At 42.0% G+C, this 15,541-nt stretch carries 16 protein-coding genes; 8 read left to right on the top strand and 8 right to left on the bottom strand.

Features of this window, described 5'->3' with window-relative positions; genetic code table 11:
* Positions 1-8: 8 nt before the first annotated feature.
* From KW060_RS13430 to KW060_RS13420, 3 genes are read right to left on the bottom strand one after another with little or no spacing between them, the layout of a single operon-like run.
* Positions 9-1,412, bottom strand: a complete 1,404-nt coding sequence (locus KW060_RS13430) for a HAMP domain-containing sensor histidine kinase (protein WP_249035901.1) — start codon at positions 1,410-1,412, stop codon at positions 9-11.
* 7 nt (positions 1,413-1,419) lie between these two features.
* Positions 1,420-2,832, bottom strand: a complete 1,413-nt coding sequence (locus tag KW060_RS13425) for a dihydrolipoyl dehydrogenase family protein (protein ID WP_249035900.1) — start codon at positions 2,830-2,832, stop codon at positions 1,420-1,422.
* A complete protein-coding gene (locus KW060_RS13420; protein WP_249035899.1) occupies positions 2,829-3,527 on the bottom strand; it encodes a TVP38/TMEM64 family protein in 699 nt (232 codons plus the stop codon). Before KW060_RS13420 ends, KW060_RS13425 begins: the two co-directional genes overlap by 4 nt.
* A gap of 255 nt (positions 3,528-3,782) precedes the next feature.
* Here KW060_RS13420 and rpmH point away from each other — a divergent pair, with 255 nt between their 5' ends.
* The 8 genes from rpmH (at position 3,783) to KW060_RS13380 (ending at position 9,008) form a co-directional block, all read left to right on the top strand.
* The gene (gene rpmH, locus KW060_RS13415; protein ID WP_249035898.1) at positions 3,783-3,917 is read left to right on the top strand and encodes a 50S ribosomal protein L34; all 135 of its coding nucleotides are present in this window, start codon (positions 3,783-3,785) and stop codon (positions 3,915-3,917) included.
* Between the two features lie 78 nt (positions 3,918-3,995).
* Positions 3,996-4,379 (top strand): ribonuclease P protein component, encoded by a 384-nt coding sequence (gene rnpA, locus KW060_RS13410; RefSeq protein WP_249035897.1) that lies wholly within the window; start codon positions 3,996-3,998, stop codon positions 4,377-4,379.
* A complete protein-coding gene (gene yidD, locus KW060_RS13405; RefSeq protein WP_420833125.1) occupies positions 4,325-4,681 on the top strand; it encodes a membrane protein insertion efficiency factor YidD in 357 nt (118 codons plus the stop codon). Before rnpA ends, yidD begins: the two co-directional genes overlap by 55 nt.
* Positions 4,682-4,696: 15 nt before the next feature.
* Complete coding sequence (gene yidC, locus KW060_RS13400) at positions 4,697-6,436, top strand: membrane protein insertase YidC (protein WP_249035895.1); 1,740 nt, start codon at positions 4,697-4,699, stop codon at positions 6,434-6,436.
* A 29-nt stretch (positions 6,437-6,465) separates the two neighbouring features.
* On the top strand, positions 6,466-7,125 hold the full coding sequence (yihA, locus tag KW060_RS13395; RefSeq protein WP_249035894.1) for a ribosome biogenesis GTP-binding protein YihA/YsxC: 660 nt from the start codon (positions 6,466-6,468) through the stop codon (positions 7,123-7,125).
* A 14-nt stretch (positions 7,126-7,139) separates the two neighbouring features.
* A complete protein-coding gene (argB, locus tag KW060_RS13390; RefSeq protein ID WP_249035893.1) occupies positions 7,140-8,042 on the top strand; it encodes an acetylglutamate kinase in 903 nt (300 codons plus the stop codon).
* Positions 8,043-8,149: 107 nt separating this feature from the next.
* The gene (locus KW060_RS13385; RefSeq protein WP_249035892.1) at positions 8,150-8,395 is read left to right on the top strand and encodes a hypothetical protein; all 246 of its coding nucleotides are present in this window, start codon (positions 8,150-8,152) and stop codon (positions 8,393-8,395) included.
* 172 nt (positions 8,396-8,567) lie between these two features.
* Positions 8,568-9,008 (top strand): hypothetical protein, encoded by a 441-nt coding sequence (locus KW060_RS13380; RefSeq protein WP_249035891.1) that lies wholly within the window; start codon positions 8,568-8,570, stop codon positions 9,006-9,008.
* An 11-nt stretch (positions 9,009-9,019) separates the two neighbouring features.
* On the opposite strand, the gene KW060_RS13375 is transcribed toward KW060_RS13380, so the two are convergent.
* Genes KW060_RS13375 through KW060_RS13355 form a run of 5 tightly spaced genes read right to left on the bottom strand, consistent with a single transcriptional unit; the run spans position 9,020 to position 15,060 of the window.
* A complete protein-coding gene (locus KW060_RS13375) occupies positions 9,020-10,207 on the bottom strand; it encodes an acetyltransferase domain-containing protein (RefSeq protein ID WP_249035890.1) in 1,188 nt (395 codons plus the stop codon).
* 4 nt (positions 10,208-10,211) lie between these two features.
* Positions 10,212-11,639 (bottom strand): DUF3526 domain-containing protein, encoded by a 1,428-nt coding sequence (locus KW060_RS13370; protein ID WP_249035889.1) that lies wholly within the window; start codon positions 11,637-11,639, stop codon positions 10,212-10,214.
* A gap of 9 nt (positions 11,640-11,648) precedes the next feature.
* Positions 11,649-13,079 (bottom strand): ABC transporter permease subunit, encoded by a 1,431-nt coding sequence (locus KW060_RS13365; RefSeq protein WP_249035888.1) that lies wholly within the window; start codon positions 13,077-13,079, stop codon positions 11,649-11,651.
* Positions 13,076-13,816: an ABC transporter ATP-binding protein gene (locus tag KW060_RS13360; protein WP_249035887.1), complete on the bottom strand. Its 741-nt coding sequence runs from the start codon at positions 13,814-13,816 to the stop codon at positions 13,076-13,078. Before KW060_RS13360 ends, KW060_RS13365 begins: the two co-directional genes overlap by 4 nt.
* Before the next feature lie 50 nt (positions 13,817-13,866).
* Complete coding sequence (locus tag KW060_RS13355; RefSeq protein ID WP_249035886.1) at positions 13,867-15,060, bottom strand: DUF418 domain-containing protein; 1,194 nt, start codon at positions 15,058-15,060, stop codon at positions 13,867-13,869.
* Positions 15,061-15,541 lie beyond the last annotated feature (481 nt).

The following is a 15,541-nucleotide window of genomic DNA, read 5'->3' as shown; positions in this document are numbered from 1 at the left end:
GATCATTTTTATGAAGGGTTGATCGGCAATATAATTCTGAAAGTACTGCCTTTTTGATCGCTTTTTACCAAATCAAGTGTGCCGCCATGTGCGGTAATGATCTCTTTTGAAATGGCAAGCCCTAATCCTGTGCCACCTCTGCTTCCGGTTTTAAATGGTTGGAACAGGTTTTCTTTAATCTTTTCAGGGATACCCAAAGCATCATCGGCAATGTCAATTGTGATATGGCCATTATTTACTTCGCCAGTAACAGTTATATTTCCTGTTTCACCAACCGCCTGTACGGCATTGCGGCAGATGTTCATTAAGACACGGAAAATCTGATCATTATCGGCATTAATGCGTTGATCTTTATCAATCTCATTATGTAGCTGAATATTCCTATTTTCATAAAGGCCAAGTGATGTTGATACATCCTCAACCAGATTATGAAGGTTAAAGGTTCGAAGATGCAGTTCTTCTACCTCGCTGCCGCCATATTGTAATGTGTTCTCACAAAGCCTGATGGCACGGTCAATGGCCTTCACGAAGCGTGGTGTTAGTTGCTGTACAACGGGGTTATCGATAGTGCTTAGGTGATCAGAAACGAGCTGTGCACTGGATAACATGTTACGAAGATCATGATTAATATTGCTAATGGCGCCGCCGAGTTTCGCAAGATGATCTTTTTGGTTTAACGCTTTCCTGACGTCATCTTGCATTTTTGCAAGTTCTTTCATCACCACGCCGATTTCATCATCGCGGTCTTCGGGGATAAATTTTTTGGTAAGGTCTTCTGGTGCATGTCGAAAATCAATCATGGTATCGGTGATTTTCTTGACCGGTTCCACCAAAAGTACGGACAAACTGTAATAAATCAACATGGCTGTGAATAAGGAAATGATTATAGTCAACAGCGCAATGTTGCGTGAATAAATCAACATGTCATTGCATAAGAGTTGCTCATCAAAAATAATGATAATTTCTTCACCATCACCGCCGGATGCGTTTCCTGTTGCTTCGATCAGGTAACCTGTACGGTTCATGTTAATGAGCGTATCAAAGGCATCATTTACGGATTCAAGCCATGAAACATCACGCATATCAAAGCGTGCGGAAACATTAAATGGTTCATCCGGCATAAGAGCACGTTGATCCATTTCGCTGAATTTTTGGATGATCGCATGATTGTTTGTTGAACTTAACAGTTCATCTGCAAGGAGACGGCTGACCATAAAATCAGGCGCAGCTTCTAGAACCTTGATGGCAATGTTTGCTTCGTTTAGTTTTTGATTAATCCAGTTTTCACGGAAATTGGCAATGGATGGAATATAAATAAGTGCTTCAACAATTAGCACAAAAAAGATCGTGAACAAAAGCAACCTTGCAGAGAGGCTTTTTTTAATCGAAAATATATTCAGCAAGTTTGCCATTCATCAATTATCCCAATTTTGATAACCATTTTACGATTTTACGTGTTCGTTCACTAAATAAGCTATCGGTGTAAAAACTGGATGCAGCTCGTTTGCTAATTTCCCCAAGTGTTGGATAGGGGCTAATTACATTCGCCATTGATCCAATTTTTAATCCTTCATTTATAGCAAGTGTCCACGTGGCGAGCAACTCATCTGCACTTTCGCCAACAATTGATGCACCAAGGATCTTACCTTTTTTATCCGTAATGACCTTGATCATTCCATCCATTTTTAAGGTGGCACGGGCGCGGTCGTTTTCCGCGTAATCCCATTTTAATATCTTGATATTGTCACCGAATTTTGTACGAGCCTCTCGTTCAGGTAGTCCGACGCTGGCGAGAGACGGTGAAGTATATGTTGCTCTTGGAAGAGCTTTATAATCCGCTTTTGCCCAAAACATACCGAATAATACCCGTCTTATGATAATGCCTGCGTCATATCCTGCTTTATGGGTGAAGCCCATGCCACCAGTAACATCACCGATGGCGTATACTGCTTTATTGGAAGTTCTTAAGTTCGCCCCGACATTGATGCCTACGGATGAATGGTCGATATCTGCTTTTTCAAGCGCTAATTTATCAATATTTGGATTCCTTCCAGTGGCAATTAATAGATGGGTTCCGATGAAATTTTCATCTTCGGTCATTACGGTAATATTTTGCCCGTTTTGGATGACTTCGTTAATGACCTTGCCTTCTATTAAATTGATCCCTTCATTTTCTAGGGATTTAAGAAGTACTGCCGATAAATCGGGATCATCATTTTCCATGAATTTTAACGCAATGACTGTGACTTTGGATCCAAGTCTTCTGTGTGCTTGTGCCATTTCAAGGCCAACAGGACCGCCACCGATAACGATTAAATGTTCAGGGGCCTCGTTTAAATTGAAAATCGTTTCATTGGTAAGATAATCAATATTTTCAATGCCAGGAAATGGTGGAATGCTGGGCGATGATCCGGTTGCGATGATAAACCTTTTGGCTTTAATTAAATGATCGCCAGCCCTGATTGTATTCTGATCTTCAAAAGTTCCGTATTCTTGTATGACCTTTACACCTAATCCTTCGAACCGTTCGACGGAGTCATGCGGTTCAATCCCGCCGATCACATCATGAACATGTTGATGTACTTTTGAAAAATCGATATTTGGATTAACAGGAGTAATGCCGAATTTTTCGGTGTTTCTTTGGTTTTCGGCGGCATTGCCTGCGGCCAGTAATGCCTTTGATGGAACACAGCCATAATTTAAACAGTCACCACCCATTTTTCCGCCCTCAAGCAAGATGACGTCTTTTCCCAGTTGCACGGCGCCCGCAGCAACGCTCAAGCCACCACTGCCTGCGCCGATAATGCATATATCCGTTTTAAGTATTGTCATGCTGTTTTATTTGCTTTCAATTTTTTGAAAATAATCGGGATTAAGGCAAGCAGGCCAAGCCCTGCAAGCGGCAGTAAAATTTCTGGGGAACCAAGAACAGAAAGGTCAGGTGTTTTTCCCTGTTCAAGAACATACCCAATACCGTTGCCGATGCTTGCAAATACATATGTACCAGGCATAATACCGAATAGTGTGGTAAGCACATAAACGCGCAACGAAACCCCCATAAATGCAGGCACCAGATTGACAACAAAAAATGGGAACGCTGGCACAAGTCTTAAGAATAATAAGTAACTAACCGCATTTTCATTAAAGCCATTTTGCATTTTGGATAGCCAGGGACCTGCTTTTTCCCGCAAAACATCTGATAAAGCATAACGGGCCGCAAGAAATATAATGGTTGCGCCAATGGTTGCCGCGATCACAATAAGGGTGCCTGAAACAAATGTGCCTAAAAGTGCGCCATATAATAAAGAGAGCGCAGACGCGCCTGGAATAGAAAATGCCACCACCAGAATATAGACGAACGCGAATAAAAGTAGACTTATGATAAAATCTTGTTCGATTAAAGATTTAAGCTGTGCGTAATTTTCACCGATCGCTTCAAAGGAAAGATATTTCCCCACATCGAATATGAGTGCCAGAATTAACCCTGCTATAAGCAGACCGACAGGGATAAGTTTTTTTATTTTCATTCTTATTTTATATCCGATATTTAAAACTATTCATTTTACCTTAGCGGAAATGAACATAATCATCTATAATGTTTATATAAAATAAACTCCGATCACGAGAGTGTGAGGTAGGATATTTTTATGAGAAATATCGCTATAGAGGCATTGACTTATATTGTCATACCCATTATACACCCGTTTTCATAATCATTGGTCAGATATCGATTCTGACATAACGTATTTAATTTAATGCCGTAAGGCAGTTGGAGAAGTCCAGTGAAACGTACATATCAACCTAGTGTTCTGGTTCGTAAACGCCGTCATGGTTTTCGTTCGCGCTCAGCGACTGTTGGCGGAAGACGTGTTCTTGCTGCCCGTCGTGCAAAGGGACGTAAACGTTTATCTGCATAATTTGCGGAAAACTGCGAAAAACGAATTTGAAACCGGTCCTTTGAAAGAAGAGGCCGGTTTTTTTGTGGAAAATCATTCATGACCGACGTGATTGAAAATAAAGGAAAAAAACTTCCCACACTTAAAAAAAGAAGTGAATTTTTAAGTGTTGCTTCCACACGTCAGAAATGGATTACACCCGCTTTTATCATCCAGCTTGGTAAAAATGAAAATGATGAACCCCGCATTGGATATACCGCCAGCAAAAAGGTCGGTAATGCAGTCGCCCGTAGCCGCGCCAAAAGAAGAATGCGCGAAGTAGTGCGTAACGTGGCCGGGGCTTGTTTATTTAAAAATCGTGATTATGTATTCATTGCCAGACAGGAAATACTGACATACCCGTTTGATCAGTTGATTCGCGATGCGAAATGGGCGCTGAAGCGTCTGGATGGACTAAAGCAGAAAAAAAAGGAGGGGGCATGACGATAATTACTTCTCTTTTAGGGTTTTTCAACCTGATTCTCTCTTATGTCTTGAAAGCTTTGATCACTGTCTATAAGTATGTCATTTCACCCATTCTGGGGCCGAAGTGTAGATATCTGCCAACATGTTCATCATATATGATGGAGGCAATAGAAATCCACGGTGCCATTAAGGGTTTTTATTTGGGGGTAAAAAGAATTCTTAGATGTCATCCATGGGGTGACAGCGGTTATGATCCGGTACCGCCAAAAATGAATGGATCAGGGAATTGTAATTGTAAGGCCGGCACGGACGGCCAATAGATTTGAGATATAAAGATGGAAGAAAATCGTAATTTTATTATGGCAATTGTGCTGACCATGGCGATCTTGTTCGGGTGGGAATATTTCTATGGCGCCCCAATGCGCGAAGCAGCTGAGCAACAAGCCGCAAATGAGCAAGCCGTTGATGTTGATACGGCGGGCGTGCCACAAATGGCAGCAGGCAGCGCAGCGGATGCCGGAAGCATCCCAGGAATGTCTGCTCCGGTTGTGAAACAAATTGCCACTGACCGTGTTGAAATTATTGATGGCCGCGACAGCATTAAAATCGATAGCGCACGTCTTTCGGGTTCCATCAGTCTTAAAGGGCTTCGTTTTGATGATCTTTCATTAAAAGATTATCATGAAACAGTGGATAAATCGTCACCGATTATCACACTGCTTAATCCATCAGGTTCATTTAATTCATATTTTGCTGATTTCGGCTGGATTGGTGATGGCAAACGTCCTGACGCAAATAGTGTCTGGTCAGCAAATAAAGCCACGCTTGGTGCCGGTGAAACAGTGACATTCACATGGGATAACGGCGAAGGGGTGATCTTTAACCGTGATGTTGCTCTTGATAATGACTATATGTTCACAGTTACGCAACGCGTTCAGAATAATTCACAAACCACACTAGGGATGGCCACATATGGCCGTGTATTCCGTGAAGGTCGCAGCGGTGCACAGCCGCTATTCATTCTTCATGAAGGGCCAATTCGTGTTGGTGAAGACGGTAAAGAAGAAATCGCCTACGAAGACCTGGAAGACGATACATATGAGCGTCAAGAAGTCTCAAACGGCGGATGGGCCGGTATCACCGATAAAGAATGGATGGTTGCCGTCATTCCTGATCAATCAGAAGATTTCGTAACCAATATTTCGCGTACGGAACAAAATGGTGGCGAGCAATTCCACGTAAATTTTGCCACAAATGGTGTTTCTGTTGCACCGGGTGTGACGTTTGAACGTTCATCCAGATTTTTTGCAGGTGCCAAAGAAATTGAACTCTTAGAGCAATATACAGAAGCAGGCGGCATCAAAATGTTTGATTATGCCGTTGACTGGGGTTGGTTCTATTTCATTACCAAGCCGATTTATTTCTTGCTTCATTTCTTCTATGGCATCGTCAGTAACTTTGGTATTGCGATCCTTCTGTTGACGCTGTTGATTAAAGGTATTCTGTTCCCGATGGCGAATAAGCAATATATTTCCATGGCACGCATGAAAAAACTTGCGCCAAAGATGCAGAAACTTAAAGAAAAATATGGTGATGACCGCGCACGCATGCAGCAGGAAACCATGAAGCTTTATCAGGAAGAAAAAGTAAATCCGCTGGCAAGCTGTTTACCGATTTTCATTCAAATTCCTATTTTCTTCTCACTTTATAAAGTGTTGTATGTAACCATTGATATGCGTCATGCACCATTTTATGGCTGGATTAAAGATTTGAGCGCACCGGACCCGTTACTTGTAACGAACCTTTTCGGCCTTATTCCGTGGGAACCAACTGGCTTCCTTGCGATTGGTATTTTGCCGGTCTTCATGGGCGCGACAATGTATTTCCAACAAAAGCTTAACCCGCCAATGACAGATCCAATTCAGCAAAAGGTCTTTGCCTTTATGCCGATTATCTTCACATTTATTTTGGCTGGCTTCTCTGTTGGTCTTGTGATCTACTGGACATGGAACAACATTCTGACAATCTGTCAGCAGTGGTTCATCATGCGCAGGGTCGAAGCCCTAGAAAAATAGGGACAAGATAAAAATAAAGGCAATTTAAATTGTTTGAAGAAGAAAGATCAGAAGAAGAGCAGGCGGCATTCCTTGAAAAGGGGCGCCTGCTTTTTCGTGAAAATTGTGAATTCCTGCTTGGTGCAGCGTCGCTGACGCAATTACCGGAACCAAATGCGACCGAGGTCGCCTTTGCAGGGCGTTCCAACGTGGGTAAATCAAGTATCCTTAATGCGCTGACGGGCAGGTCGAACCTTGCGCGCACGTCCAATACACCGGGCCGTACACAACAGCTTAACTTTTTCTTTTTAGGAAACAGAAGCAAGCTTGGATTATATGTGGTGGACCTTCCGGGGTATGGGTATGCGAAAGTTTCCAAAAAACTTGTGAAAGACTGGGTGAAACTGATGCGTAGTTACTTACGCGGCCGTCCGAACTTACGCCGGGTATTTGTGCTTGTGGATAGTCGCCACGGTCTTAAGGACAGTGATAAGGAATTAATGTCCATGCTTGATGAAACGGCCGTTTCTTATCAGGTGGTGCTTACCAAATGTGATAAGGTCAAGCCAAGCGAGCAGGAAAAATTAATCAAAAAAACGGAAAAAGCCATTGCAAAAAATGTGGCTGCCCATCCAGAAGTTTTAATCACCAGTTCCGTTAAGGGATATGGGTTAGAAGAACTTCGGGGTGTGATTGCGGATCTCGCATAATAAAGGAATAAAAAATGACGAATGGTGTGGTTGATAAGCAGGAACTTTTAAGAACAGCAGATACGCTTACAGAAGCCCTTCCCTATATGCGTAAGCATGCGGGAAAAACATTCGTGATTAAATATGGTGGTCACGCCATGGGGGATGAGGCACTCGCCGACAATTTTGCCCGTGATATCGTGCTGATGAAACAGGTGGGAATGAACCCGATTGTTGTGCATGGTGGCGGCCCACAAATCGGTAAAATGCTGGAACGATTAAAAATCGAAAGCTCATTCATCGATGGTCTTCGGGTTACCGATAAAGCGACCATCGAAGTTGTGGAAATGGTTCTTTCCGGCAGCATCAACAAATCAATCGTTGGCGCCATTAATAAGGTCGGTGGTAAGGCGGTTGGCCTTTCCGGTAAGGACAGTAACCTTGTGATCGCCGAACCACTACGCCGCACGAAAAAAGATCCTGAATCACAGATTGAACAATTCCTTGATCTTGGGTTTGTCGGGCATCCAAAAGATGTGAATGCGGATTTCCTAAATATGTTCGCGGGCAGTGATATTATCCCGGTGATTGCACCCATTGGCCTTGGTGAAAATGGTGAAACCTATAACATCAATGCGGACACAATGGCGGGCGCCATTGCGGGGGCGCTTGATGCGGAACGTTTATTATTGCTCACCGATATCGCAGGTGTGCTTGATAAAGACAAAAATCTTGTGCCAGAAATGAACGAAGATATGGCCAAGGCTTTCATCGAAGACGGCACAATCCAAGGCGGCATGATCCCGAAAATCGAAACATGCATCAAAGCCCTACATGATAACGTCGGCGCGTCAGTCATCATCGATGGCCGCGTTGAACATGCGTTGTTACTCGAGCTATTCACCGAACATGGTGCGGGAACGCTTATTCAGGGGTGATTGAAGCGTTAAGCGTAAGTATAACTAACGTTCGATAATTTCATTGTTTTGTAGGTAGCATAAAAGTACTCTAGCGTGACATCTATAAATGTATGTGGGGATTGAAAATGGATAACGAATTTTCAGAGATAGATAAGTTTGTGGTAGCGAGTGACGTACTTTTCCGAGATGGAATTGGCGTCGAGATATATAAGAATGGTGGAGTTGTACTGGAGCTTTTTAGAGATGATACTAAAAAAACAAGGGAAATTAAGATTTTTAAGAATGAGGTATCACTTGAGTTGATGGAACAATCCATACAACTATTTAAAAAAGAAATCCCATGGGAGTTCATAGATTACGACGATTTATAATTTAGAAAACTCTGCCTCAGTGCTACCTAGGGTCACTAGCAGTCATTAAGAATATTTCTAATAAAATACTCTTACATAATTAGTGAATGAATAATCAATTTCTAAAACTACTTAAGCCTTGTAATATGTTTATTCGCTTGTTTGAAATCCGCGAACCATGTGGTTAGGAAATATGAGACTTGTTCTATCAGCGATAATATTAATAGCTGCGCTTTTCCTTTTGGTTTGGTGCAGCGATGATAACGTCAAATACACTTATCGAATTCAATTAGATCAGCAAGAAGTTTCAAAAATTGAGCTATCGATAAATGAAACGATCAGTGGTTATGATCAAAGAGATGGCCGTTCTGCGGGGGTGGATTGGATATTAACGGATAAATCATGTGCTGGTGCGCATGAGTGTCAGATTTTTTTCAGCCACCGTCAGGTTGATGCCGCTGAACCATATTATGCAGTCAGTTTTTATGGCTATAATCCGGGTGGTGCCGTATTAGAAAAATTGCATCAGAAACTTTATGGAAATTTAGCGGGAATTGTTGGTCAGGATCGTATCGAAATTGATACTGAAAGCGCGGGTTCACGCGATCTTGATTTTATCCGGTCAGAATTCTGATAGAACAATTCCTAAAAATACTTAAGCCATGCGATATGTCTGTTTCGCTTTTTGAAATCCGCGAACCATTTGGTTGGGAAATATAGAATGACTGTGAATAGGACAAATGAAAGCCAGATATAACCGACACTTGGGAAGGACAGGTATTTTCCTTCGTTGGGGCCATAAATTGTTATTCCGATCAGGTAAAGTATCCTTAAAAAGGCAAGGTGGAATATATAATAAAACATCGGCGCCGCACCGAAATGTGACATGATTTTTGTAAACTTGCTCTGATCGTTTTTATCGAAGAAATATAAGAAAAGTATCCCAAGACTAAGCATGGAAAGGCTGAACATAAATGACGGTGGGTATTTGGTGAGGGCTAGAAAGCTCATGAGAGTGGTGGAAAATTCACCGGTATTGATCCACGCAAAATCACCATAGACATTAATGCCCCTGATCAGGATGAAGGATAACATGCCGATCAAACCAAATTTAAGAAGTGTTTTTTGTCTGTTTTCCGGTGTGGACGCATTTGAAAACCATAATCCTGATACATAGCCAAGCGCAATAACCCCAACCCACGGTAAAAATGGGTAACTGGTTCTGGCGACAATGCCACCGAAATCAAGAACTTCGCGTTGATAAAGGATCGCCCAGATCACATAAAATGGTGAACTTTCATCCAGTTTAAATCCATCCAAAAGGTTATGTCCCGCGACGATGGCAATCCCAATCATCAGGATTACTTTACGCGGTAAATATATTAATCCGGCAAGAGATATCATACAAAATCCGATACACCAGATCACCTGCAGATAAAAAATATTCGGTGGATATTTCCCCGCCCATAAAAACACGACTACTGTCAATTCAAGAAAGATTAGAAATAACCCTCTTTTTAAAAGAAAGGCGGCGGTTTCATTTTTCGTGTGCCTCTGCGCATATAGATATGCTGATAACCCGGTTAGCCAGATGAACACCGGTGCACAAATGGCACTGGCGAAACGTGTGTAAAATAATGCCGGACTGGTGGTGTAAACATCGACGGGGTCAGATACCTGAAGATGGAGATAAAAAGTTTCACGAATATGATCAATTAACATGATCACCATAACGAACCCGCGCAAAGCATCAATGGAAACAAGCCTGCTGCCTGAGGATACGTTTGCGTTTATGTTTCTTTCGGTGCTTTGCGACAAGGTTCTACTCAACATGTTCTTACCCTTTTGGTCCTTTAATCCCGCGGACACGTTTATCCGCCATAATCAATAGAATTCCGCTTAACAGTGCCAAAAACAGCAATGCAACTAGGTTATTTGAAAATACCTGCCCTGCTTTTTGATCATCAAAATGAAATTCAGCAATATTGTTAAACTCATCCATGCTTAATCGCTGGTTCGACATAATCAACGGACCAACACGTTCAGCATATTGATTTTTAAAATCACGAACCGCTTTTTGATAATCATTATGGCGCTTGGATGATGTTCCAGCCGCGTCATTAAACAAAATATGCGTTGTGATCGCGGGGGAAAGATATCTAAGTAACCCTAGTGTATTTTCACGTTCCAATGCTGTTGTTTCAAATTCTTCAAGAATGGGGCTAATGGCTTCATCGGTTGTTTTGGTCACAATAAAGCCAGTGCGTAGAAACGCCGGCATTTCACTTTCATCACTGATGGAAAGTTCCGGATGATCAAGCAGATATTTATTGGCAATATCGGCTATTTCCTGTCCGGCTTCATTTTCCATTTCTCGTGCTTCCGCCATATAAGCAAGGCGTGATGGCGTTGGATAAATTGTTTCCGTAACCGATGTGGCGGCCGCCGGGATAATCAATGTAAATCCGGCCCAAAGGATAAGCAGTGAAATAACATTAGTTTCACCATTTTTATTTTTACTGGCAATGAAGCTGATAATCCCCATCCAGAAAAAGGCATAAAGAATGACACCCGTAAGCCAAATGAAAAACATCGATAAACGGCCCGATGTAAATTCATTTGTTTGAATGATGAACATCAATGTGGAAACAACAATGGTTAATCCAAGTACGATGCTGCCGCGCACAAATACACGGCGCCAGAAGAAAGACCGCAAATTGATCCCTTGCGCCATGGTAAGACCAAGTCTGTTTGAGTCGCGTTCGGATGACAACACATCAAAACAGAGCACAATCAGCAGTAAAGGCAGAATAAAAATCACCGCTTTACTCAAATCAAAAGCACCAAGTGCGAGTGAAACCGGATCATCAAATTCATATTTGGAGAAAAGTTTAATGTTTGCCTGTCTTAAGGCAACCTCACCAGTAAAGGGCAAAAAATCCGATTGTCCAATGGCAAAATCACCAAGTACCCCTGGTGTTAAGGATGTCGGTAAAGTCAACATTGCCGCAGATCCGGACCATGAAGACACGCCGGATTCTTTTCCTTTTTCTTCCCATGCTTTTGCGTTCTTAAGCCAATTTTCTGTTTTCGCTGAGACGCCCTGATGGTGCGCCTCAATCTTACTGATCCTGCTGTCGCGATCCAGTGCACCACTGAATGATCCAAAGATTAGAATTGCAGCAAATAGCAAAATATTAATCAGTGTTACTGGATGAGAAAGTTTTGATTTCCACTCGTGGGAAATAATATCTGATAATGTCATTATTATACCTCACATAATCTTTTGTTTTTTTGCGACATTCCATGACACACTGATTGCAATGACTGCCCAGATAAGCAAGAGCAGAAAATCCCAAGATGCGCCGGTTAATGACAATGAAATTGATGGCGGGGTATAGGAAAAATCAGGAATGGTTTCCCATAATTCTTCACCAGATACATAAGGTCCTGAACCACCAACATCATTTCTGATTAAATCTTCGTTTAATTCTTTGATGATGATTTGTCGCTGTATTTCAGCAGCATTTGCAAAGTGCCTATGTGCCGTGACATCTGTTCCGGAAATGGTGCTTGAAAAGTGCTGCAACAATATTGTTGGTGACAGGAATGATAAGGCACGCCTTACGTTTTTCTGATTTTCATAAGTATTATAAAGGTCAGTGTAAAGTTTACCGAACGCTTGTGCCGCCATATATTCTGAAACTTCAAGGCGTACCCCTCTTTGGTTGTATTCAAGAGTTGGGATTTCTTCCAATGTCAGTTCACGGTCAAATGCCATGCTTAGTACAATGCGTTCAACCTCTTTATATTCAGCGCTTTCTGGATCAAGCCTACTTGCGGCCATTTCATCAGAATAATTTTGCCAGAATGCTGACCCATCCGGGGATGGATACATATTTTCCGCGATATTTGCAGCCAGCCTTGGGATAACAACAACGGATAACGCCCAGATACTCAGTAATAAGAGCATTGCTGACGTCGCATTCTTTGACCTCGATGACACAAAAAGGGCGATTGCCGCAAAGATAACAACATATAGGCCGTATCCTAAAATAAGGCCGATGCCACGGGTCAGGATGTCTGATACTGGTGTATTATCCGGCATAGAGATTGCAAGGAATAGTGATACAACAATGGCGACCACGGCTGTTGAGATGCCAACAAAACTTATTGCTGATAATTTTCCGATATAGGGTAAGGATACACCGGAACCAAAGCTCATGATCTGACGAAGTGTGCCGCGTTCGCGTTCGGCGGCGAAGCTGCCGTATCCCACAAGAAAAATAAGCAGCGGTAATAAAAATGTCAGCACGCCTGCAACACTTAAATCCGCCAATCTTCTTAGGTCCAGTGAATCTTCGGCTGGTCTAAACATAGCCGGGTCTTGTACGTGCCCCTCAAGCCAGATAATCTGACCAAGGTACGGAAGCGCCCCCGGATCAAACACGGAAAGTGGCGGCGCTGATTTATATGCCATGCGACCAAAATGTGCCGCAGAGTGAGGATTTTTTTCGCCTTGTTCAAGGAATACTTCTTGGTCTGCCTGCTGCGCAAAGGCGGCTTGAATTTGTTGTTCGCTGTTAACGGACCATCCGGTTGCGAGGCTAATGATGATAAGCAATAGAATAAGAAAACCAATGCCCATAATCCGGCCATCACGGCGGTATTCTTTTAATTCTTTTTCAATGACTGTACCGATCATGCCACTCTCTCCAGATTTGTGTCGGTGTCATGCATGTGGTTAAGATAAATCTGTTCTAGTTCATTATGGTTGATATCTTTAGCGGACAATACATCCACAAGATTGCCAGCTTTCATAATACCAATACGGTCGCCAATTTCCTTGGCACGGAACAAGTCATGAGTGGCCATTAATACGGCTGTGCCTTCATCGGCAAGTTTTCTGATGAGTGCACAAAATTCATTTGCAGCTTTTGGATCCAGACCGGAAAGCGGTTCATCTAGTAGTAATGCTTTTGCATTCTTGGCCAGTGCAATAGCAAGGCCGATTTTCTGACGCATGCCTTTTGAATAATTTTCTACTCTGTCGCTTGCGGCTTTACGGTCAAGGCCAACACGGTCGATCAGTTCATATAACTTATCTTCGCCGAGGTCTTGTTTATTTGCGAGCTTGGCAAAATAGGAAAGGTTTTCTAGACCCGTTAACGTCGGGTATAGATTTACCTGTTCCGGAACATATGCAAGGCATGATCTTGCATATTCGGTATTTTCGGCAACATTTTTACCGTCAACAATTGCGGCGCCTGATGTTGGCTCTAAAAAGCCAAGAAAAAGATTGATTGTCGTTGTTTTTCCGGCACCATTCGCACCCAGAAGACAAATAATTTCCCCCTCATTCGCTACTAAATTAAGTGAATTTAGAGCTGTTTTTGAGCCAAATGATTTTGTTAAACCATCTGCTTTAAGTACTTCAGTCATTATTAACTCCTCTTATTTTATGAATGTTTTTAATATTTGAATTGGTCATTTCAGTAATCCCGGTAAGCATATTTTCGCCATAGATACTCAAGTGGCCCTTGGCGATAACGAGATAGCCAATAAGCACTGAATACCCATTGGGCGAGTAATATGAGGCTTGCGATTACGGGAATATAAGCAAACGGAATTTGGCGCATCAACGCCAAGCCATAACCAAAAAAGATCATGACAGCCAAGCTGTTTTGGACGAGGTAATTGGTGAGTGCCATTCTTCCCAGTGGCGTAAAAAATGTCATCAATTTTTGGATTTTTTCATTTTTCCAGTAATGGAAAAAAGCCCCGACAATGCCAAGAGCAAAACAAGGGGCACTGATGTTATAAATTACGGATTGGATAAAACCAAAATCATCAAGGGCATATGGTGTGCCGCTTACATATTTTGTCCATGCGTATCCAAAGCTTGTAACGCAACCTATGATGAAAAAGATGGGCCATTTTTTAAGTTGGCCAAAGTTACCACTGTCATTCCATGATTTGATCAGGAACATGCCAAGTAAAAACATGCCAAGCACACCGGCAGGTCTTGCAGACATAAGGTATCCAATGGGTCTTGTGATGGCTCTTAAAACATTAATCAAGAATACTTCGTCTGCATTATCAGATGTTCTGAGTTCCAATAGAGAAAAATCACCTAAACCCAATTCCTGTCGCCAGTTGTTTGATTTATCAGATAGCAATGACCAGAATGATGCGTCCTGTGTAAAACTAACCAATAGATGATTGAATATGGGAAACGTCAGCAGGAATATTGATGTGTATAAAAGTGCTCGTTTGGAAAAATTGGTGAATAAAATAAGCAACATGCCCATTAAGCTATAAAGTGTCAGAATGTCGCCGTGCCATACCAGAAACATATGAAATAAACCGATACAAAGCAGTAGCCGCATGCGCCTTGACCAATAGGCGGTAAAGATGTCCTGACTTTTTTCCATGCGAATGGCTTGAAGGGCAAATCCCATCCCAAAAAGCATCGAGAAAATGGAATAGAATTTGCCTTCAACAAACCAGTCAATCATAAATAATACAGACCGATCCGCAGTAGGTAGGGTCGTAATTTCAGTGGGGCTATAGGTATTGTAACCCATGAAACTATAGAGATTTGCAAGCAATATTCCGAATAATGCGAACCCTCTTAACGCGTCTAGTTCTGTGTATCTATTATGCTTAGAGACTGGCTTAATCATGTAATGCCATGCCCGAAATTGTTATGAATAAACTGATATTCATTTGTCGTTCCTTAACTGTTCAAAAAATATGATTTCGCTGAATTTTTTTGTTCATTCAGGCGATTGATCAAATTACGAGAATGTTTAAGAAACGGGAGGGGCTCTGGTCGTGTTGTTAGTGTGGAAAAGCGATATTAAAAAAAGAGTGACAAGGAAGAATGATTGGAAATCAATATTCCCAATAAAGGAAATCATTTGACTTTCGGGCAGATCAGCCAATGAGTTGTGAGCATATATTTGACAAATTTGGCAATCGGAATTGTCATAATGATGTTCGCTGTCATGCGCGGCAAATTGAATTTGCATAAATGCAAATAGCAGCGCTAACATTAGGCTAAATATTTTAAACCTATGGGTACGAACCATTGATCCCTCGAATCATTACTTCCTTGTAGTGCGGTAACCTTAAAATGTTATATTGTTACAATAAAGTATTTTT

The sequence above is a fragment of the Pseudemcibacter aquimaris genome (genome assembly GCF_028869115.1).
Taxonomy (GTDB): Bacteria; Pseudomonadota; Alphaproteobacteria; order Sphingomonadales; family Emcibacteraceae; genus Pseudemcibacter; species Pseudemcibacter aquimaris.
Note: the sequence above shows the minus strand (reverse complement) of the source record. Positions and strands in the feature narration are given on the sequence as shown.

Bases quoted from the DNA above. Each gene is read 5' to 3' on its own strand.
- KW060_RS13355 (WP_249035886.1), bottom strand. From the start codon at position 15,060: ATGATTAAGCCAGTCTCTAAGCATAATAGATACACAGAACTAGACGCG.
- KW060_RS13420 (WP_249035899.1), bottom strand. From the start codon at position 3,527: ATGAAAATAAAAAAACTTATCCCTGTCGGTCTGCTTATAGCAGGGTTA.
- KW060_RS13375 (WP_249035890.1), bottom strand. From the start codon at position 10,207: ATGTTGAGTAGAACCTTGTCGCAAAGCACCGAAAGAAACATAAACGCA.
- KW060_RS13370 (WP_249035889.1), bottom strand. From the start codon at position 11,639: ATGACATTATCAGATATTATTTCCCACGAGTGGAAATCAAAACTTTCT.
- KW060_RS13385 (WP_249035892.1), top strand. From the start codon at position 8,150: ATGGATAACGAATTTTCAGAGATAGATAAGTTTGTGGTAGCGAGTGAC.
- yidD (WP_420833125.1), top strand. From the start codon at position 4,325: ATGGGCGCTGAAGCGTCTGGATGGACTAAAGCAGAAAAAAAAGGAGGG.
- argB (WP_249035893.1), top strand. From the start codon at position 7,140: ATGACGAATGGTGTGGTTGATAAGCAGGAACTTTTAAGAACAGCAGAT.
- KW060_RS13365 (WP_249035888.1), bottom strand. From the start codon at position 13,079: ATGATCGGTACAGTCATTGAAAAAGAATTAAAAGAATACCGCCGTGAT.
- KW060_RS13425 (WP_249035900.1), bottom strand. From the start codon at position 2,832: ATGACAATACTTAAAACGGATATATGCATTATCGGCGCAGGCAGTGGT.
- KW060_RS13360 (WP_249035887.1), bottom strand. From the start codon at position 13,816: ATGACTGAAGTACTTAAAGCAGATGGTTTAACAAAATCATTTGGCTCA.
- KW060_RS13380 (WP_249035891.1), top strand. From the start codon at position 8,568: ATGAGACTTGTTCTATCAGCGATAATATTAATAGCTGCGCTTTTCCTT.
- rnpA (WP_249035897.1), top strand. From the start codon at position 3,996: ATGACCGACGTGATTGAAAATAAAGGAAAAAAACTTCCCACACTTAAA.
- yidC (WP_249035895.1), top strand. From the start codon at position 4,697: ATGGAAGAAAATCGTAATTTTATTATGGCAATTGTGCTGACCATGGCG.
- KW060_RS13430 (WP_249035901.1), bottom strand. From the start codon at position 1,412: ATGGCAAACTTGCTGAATATATTTTCGATTAAAAAAAGCCTCTCTGCA.